We start from the raw sequence: 4,409 nt of genomic DNA, 5'->3' as shown, positions 1-4,409 counted from the left end.
AGGCGGTCACGGTCAAGGCGGTGGTTCTGGATGAGGCAGTCATACTCGATGTTCTCCAAAATCAATTCCCGATAGCTCTCTCGCTCCCGCATCCAATCCCGTCCGGCCCTATCCGAGCCCCTGGGGGTTTGGGGGCTTGATAGGATAGGATTTGATCCTTCCGTACTTGATAGATCTTTTTTTGATTTTTCTTTACTTGATTCTTTAGTATTTAATTGTGCGGGGTTTCCCTGTTCAGGTTCTCCCAAGACAGGGGAAGCCTGTTCAGGATTATCCAGGACTGGATTTTCCCGTTCAGGTTTTCCCGGTTTAGGTTCCGGCGGTCTGGGCTGCTCCAGGATCGTGTACTCGATGGCGCCGAGCTGACCGTTTGCGTTGCGGACCCGCTGGCGGATCACATAGCCGTGTTCCTCCAGCTCCCGCACCCCGGCGCAGATGCTGTCAACGCCATCTTTGCAGATCCGAGCCAGCCCCTTGGTGGTATAGTCCCATTCCTCCGGCAAGGAGAGCATGAGGGAGAGAAGGCCCTTCGCTTTCAGCGAGAGCGACTTGTCCCGCAGATGGTGGTTGGACATCACCGTGTAGTCGCGGGTTTTCTCAATGCGGAATACCGCCATGTTGGATACCTCCTTCCTTCGGTTTTGAAAAGTGTGCGTTTCGGTGGATTTTTGCCCCTGTATCACCGTCCCGCCTCCCATAAGGGAAAGAATATGGGCGGTTTCGCTTTTGCCGCCCACAGGCAAAAAAACAGGGGATTTCCCACCCGTATTCATACAGTTTCATGCACCCTCGGCAGGGCATAAAAAAACGCCACAGGTTTGTGTAGCCTATGGCGTTCCCCGGCAGATGGCCGGTCTGTATTCAGTTGTTCCCTTGAATTTTGAAAACTTACTCCTCGTTCTCCTCCATCCCCAGCCAATCCTCAAAAGATTTTCTGGAAATGCGGATCATGTTTCCAATCCGGATCGTCTGAAACTCGCCGGAGTTTGCGAGCTTATAGGCAGAGGATTTTCCAATGCCGAGAATAGCGGCTATGTCCTCCACGGTGTAGGTTCTGTTTTTCGGCGTCTGCTTTCCGCCCGATGCACTCATAATCTGACTCCTGTTTCTTGTCGGCATTTTGCCCATACCTGCCCGGTTTCCCTGATGGGAAAGGCCCTGTCAGACACCATTCCTGCTAAGAATTTGCTAATTTGACTTTCTGAACGCCCCGTCACGAGGCGGCATCACAGGGATTTTTATGCAGATTGACCAGTAACCAGGCAATACAATTTCGGATAAAACAACAAGGCAAATTATGAAACGGACGATGTACCAAGCGGCACGCCATACTCCTAAGCGCGGGGCCGGAGGTTCGAGTCCTCTCTGGGACGCCAAAAACTCCGCTGCAAGCCGTTTTTCGCCGGTTTGCAGCGTTTTTTATTTCACTTCTCCCGGCTCACCGCTCGTTTGAGACCGGGAGAATTTTATGCGCTGCAATGTATATCCTGCTAAGAAGAATCGAACGGTTTCCACGGCTCTGCTAAGAAAAATTGCATCCGTGCTAATTTGATTTTTCAGGCTCACTTGCCGCTGGGTGCCGCCGAGAGCAGCGCGGCCAGGGTATTTGCCAGTTCCGGCGACTGCCGCAGCTGCTCCACCAGGGCCTCCAAATCCAGTGTTGCCGGCGCCTGTTCTTTGGGTTCCTCCGGGGGATGTACCTCCCGAAGATTGGGGTTGGCGTAGAAGGCGCTCTCAAACTTCTGAGCGTTGATCTTACGATCCTCGTCCAAGATGTGGGCATACACGCTGGTAATCATGTCGATCTCCGCATGGCCCGTGTCGCCCTGGGTGGCCTTCAGGTCGCCGTGGTTCAGTTTCAGCTTGTAGGTGGTACTGGAATGGCGGAGGGAATGAAAGACCACTCTGGGCAGCCCCGCCTTTTCCCGCAGCTTTTCAAACTCCTTCAGGATGATACGATCCTCACAGGGCCGGCCATTGGGCAGCGCCACCACCAGGTCGAAGTTCTGGTACTCGTCACCGAGAAACGACCGAAGCTCATCCTGGGCTTTTTTCCACTCCCGCAGGATGTAGGCCAGGGTCTTGGGCAGCCACACCTTGCGGATACTGGAATCCGTCTTGGGCTTTTTCAAGATGACTCTGGTGCTGGTGTTGGGGAACAGCGGCGGGAACACATGGTAGACGTCCTTCTGCCCCAGCATCTCAATGGCCCGCTTGGAGGCCCGCGTCAGCTCCTTGTCGATATAGACATAGGCGTTGTCATCAGCAATATCCTCGTCGGAGATATGGACATTGTTCCAGGTCAGCCCCAGGATCTCACCCATCCGCAGAGAGCAGGCAAAGGACAGGTTCATAGCCACATAGAGCTTGCTGTCCGTACACTTGTCCAGGGCGGTGCGGATCATATCAGCGGTCCAGATGTCCCGCTTCTTATACTCCGTCTTGGGCAGGATCACATTTTCAAAGGGGTTCTTGGAAATCAGCTCCCACCGCACCGCCTGCTTGAACGCGCAGCGCAGAAGTTTGATGATCTTCTCAATGGTGGAATTGGTCACAAAGTCCGTCTTTGCGTGATGGGTCCTGGTATTCACCGCAGGGGTTTTCTGCAAAGTCTGGATGTACTTGTCCACCACTCGCGGGGTGACCTCCTGCACCTTCAGATTTCCGATAATGGGGTTGATGTAGTTGGCGATCAGCGAGTTTTGGCTGTCGTACATGGACACGCCCCACTTCTTTTCTCCGTAGAGGGAAACAAAGTCCAAAAGAAACTCCGCAATGGTCTGATTGCTGGGCGGGAGGAAGGTCCCCGTGAACTGCTGGTTCTCCACCTCCGCCTTGCGCTTCAATGCGTCCTGGTAGGAGGTGCGGGTCTCCCACTTCTGCCGGGTCTCACCGTTCTCGTCCGTGTAATTGTAAACAATGGAGTAGTTCTTTTTCCGTTTGATGATCGATGCCATAACGATACTTCCTTTCTGATGTCATAGGTCAAGTGACTCCAGCCACTCATCGAATGACCGCTTGGAAATTCGTATGGCGTTACCGATTCGTACGATTTTGAAGTGTCCTTCCTTTACGAGAAGATATGCGGAAGTCCGGCCAATGCCCAGGATATGGGCAATGTCCTCAACCGTATAGGTTCTTCTCTCCGGGGACTCCTTCTTCGTACCGTTCCATGCTTGCGACATGGCAGCCCCCTTTCTAAATCGGAAACGGCACGAATAAGAATGGCTCATAATTTACCCATTCTCATTTTACCGCGCCGTTTTGTGTTTGTCTGCTGCTAATCGAAAAGTTTACGAATTATCCGTAAACGAAAAACAACAGGCTTTATTCAAAAATGAAAGAGGCAGAAAACGGATGGCTGCTGGCCGCAGCTCCACGGGAATCTCACCCCGGCCCATGCTGATGGGTGCGCCGCGCAATGCTTTGAGGGCGTTCAACGCGGGAGTCTCATTATCCTGTCTGCGCGTCCTCGCCCACAGGTTGCCACACCTGTTTTGCGGCCTGGTGTTCATCGCTCTCCTGTTTGGTAGGGGTCCCGTCCTGCGGACTTGCAACAGGGTCATGGCGCACCGGCCGACCGGCTCGGCGCAGACAGATCGTATCCGTCTGCCTTATACTGCGCCGGAGGCCTCCCGCCGGGCTTTCTTTGTCAAAGAGCTATGTACTCCTCTGCCGGATTGCCAGAGCAAGGAAAGGGAGAGAAACTTGCCCCGAACAATTTTAGACCGGCAGCACCTTGAAACTCGTCACGATGCTATGGATCAGCTTCGTTTCCAGCCTGAGCCGCATATCTTCATCCACATACAGGTACTCATTCCCATACTCGTCCTTCACCGGTCGGGTGGCAAGAGCTCGGATGTACTTCTGATAGTGAGCGACCACGGCGGCAAGGGCGTTCTCGTCGCCGCTTACGGCTGCCAGGATCACCGGCACCGGAATCGGCTTTACTTGTCCGGCCATTCAAATCCCTCCTTCATCAGATACTCGCGCAATTCTTTCAGTGTAACGAGCCGCCGCTTGGATACGGTCTGATGGACGATGTTCAGCTTCTCACTGATCTCACGGTCCGTCATTTCCAGGAAGTAGGACAGCAGGATGACATCCCGCTTGCCCTCCGGCAGCTGCGCCAAGGCATCAGCCAGAAGATCGCCGGTCACGACTACCGGGAGCCCCAGCACTTCAAAGACATGTTCGCTCATAAAGTGCTTGTCCCACACGGCCGTCTGCTCCAGTTCAGAAGTTGTCAGCTCATCCAGGGATTTTTCCTGGGATTGGAGACTGGCAAGCTCGCGCTGGATGTACCGGGCCTCATTCTTCAAAACCTTGACACAGAAAGCGCCAAACTGATTTTGAATACGCTGCTCATAGGAGTCTTTCATTTTCTCACCTCCCTTCGCGCCGCACGG

6 protein-coding genes are annotated in these 4,409 nt (G+C 53.8%); all 6 read right to left on the bottom strand.

The genetic code is table 11. The features are described 5' to 3' along the window. The coding region (locus tag B5F54_RS16940) for a helix-turn-helix domain-containing protein (RefSeq protein ID WP_242969738.1) at nucleotides 1-617 on the bottom strand (617 nt) is incomplete at its 3' end. Between the two features lie 271 nt (nucleotides 618-888). Further along, the gene (locus tag B5F54_RS16935) at nucleotides 889-1,092 is read right to left on the bottom strand and encodes a helix-turn-helix domain-containing protein (RefSeq protein WP_087235317.1); all 204 of its coding nucleotides are present in this window, start codon (nucleotides 1,090-1,092) and stop codon (nucleotides 889-891) included. Nucleotides 1,093-1,562: 470 nt separating this feature from the next. Beyond that, the gene (locus B5F54_RS16930) at nucleotides 1,563-2,957 is read right to left on the bottom strand and encodes a site-specific integrase (protein WP_207651985.1); all 1,395 of its coding nucleotides are present in this window, start codon (nucleotides 2,955-2,957) and stop codon (nucleotides 1,563-1,565) included. 21 nt (nucleotides 2,958-2,978) lie between these two features. Next, on the bottom strand, nucleotides 2,979-3,185 hold the full coding sequence (locus B5F54_RS16925; RefSeq protein ID WP_087235316.1) for a helix-turn-helix domain-containing protein: 207 nt from the start codon (nucleotides 3,183-3,185) through the stop codon (nucleotides 2,979-2,981). A 538-nt stretch (nucleotides 3,186-3,723) separates the two neighbouring features. Beyond that, entirely contained in the window at nucleotides 3,724-3,963 is a 240-nt protein-coding gene (locus tag B5F54_RS16920; protein WP_087235315.1) for a helix-turn-helix domain-containing protein, read from the bottom strand. Continuing rightward, nucleotides 3,948-4,409: RNA polymerase sigma factor (locus tag B5F54_RS16915; RefSeq protein ID WP_242969737.1), on the bottom strand; the 462-nt coding region annotated here is incomplete at its 5' end. The genes B5F54_RS16920 and B5F54_RS16915, both read right to left, overlap by 16 nt.

The organism is Anaeromassilibacillus sp. An250, assembly GCF_002159845.1.
GTDB classification, from domain to species: domain Bacteria; phylum Bacillota; class Clostridia; order Oscillospirales; family Acutalibacteraceae; genus Anaeromassilibacillus; species Anaeromassilibacillus stercoravium.
This window is presented reverse-complemented; position numbering and strand designations above follow the sequence as displayed.